This window comes from Nocardioides pelophilus (assembly GCF_014180685.1).
GTDB classification, from domain to species: domain Bacteria; phylum Actinomycetota; class Actinomycetes; order Propionibacteriales; family Nocardioidaceae; genus Nocardioides; species Nocardioides pelophilus.
The window spans coordinates 1-480 of sequence record NZ_JACEHF010000340.1 but is presented as its reverse complement, the minus strand read 5'-3'; the positions used below and the strand labels follow the sequence as shown (position 1 = coordinate 480).

The following is a 480-nucleotide window of genomic DNA, read 5'->3' as shown; positions in this document are numbered from 1 at the left end:
CGGTGTACCTCGCTGAGGGTGACGGCGCCGATCTGGTGGGCGATGTCGCGCAGCACGCCGCCGGCGGCGACCGAGGCGAGCTGCCGGTCGTCGCCGACGAGCCGTACCTGTCCGCCGCGGGAGGTGATGTAGTCGATCGCGGCCGCCAGCTCGGTGGTGCCGGCCATGCCTGCTTCGTCGACAAGGACGAGCGTCTTGGAGTTGATCCTCTCCATCCACGTAGGTGCGCCGCCGTGCTGGGCGTGCCACACGAGCTTGGCCAGGGTGTCCGCGCGGACCTTCTTCCGGCCCGTCCGCCACGGACCGTTGAGCAGTCCGTTGGCCTTGGCCGCGGCGCCGGCGTCACCGTTCTCGGGGTTGATGGAGGCGCCGAGTTCTTGGGCTGCGACGGCGGACGGTGCGAGGCCGATGACGGTGCCGCCGGAGTCCTGCCAGGCGCGGGTGAGGACCTGCAGGGCGGTGGTCTTGCCGGTGCCGGCG

The 480-nt window shown here is 71.9% G+C and carries 1 protein-coding gene; it reads right to left on the bottom strand.

Features of this window, described 5'->3' with window-relative positions; all coding sequences use genetic code 11:
* Positions 1-480: AAA family ATPase (locus H0488_RS23530; protein WP_183101570.1), on the bottom strand; the 480-nt coding region annotated here is incomplete at both ends.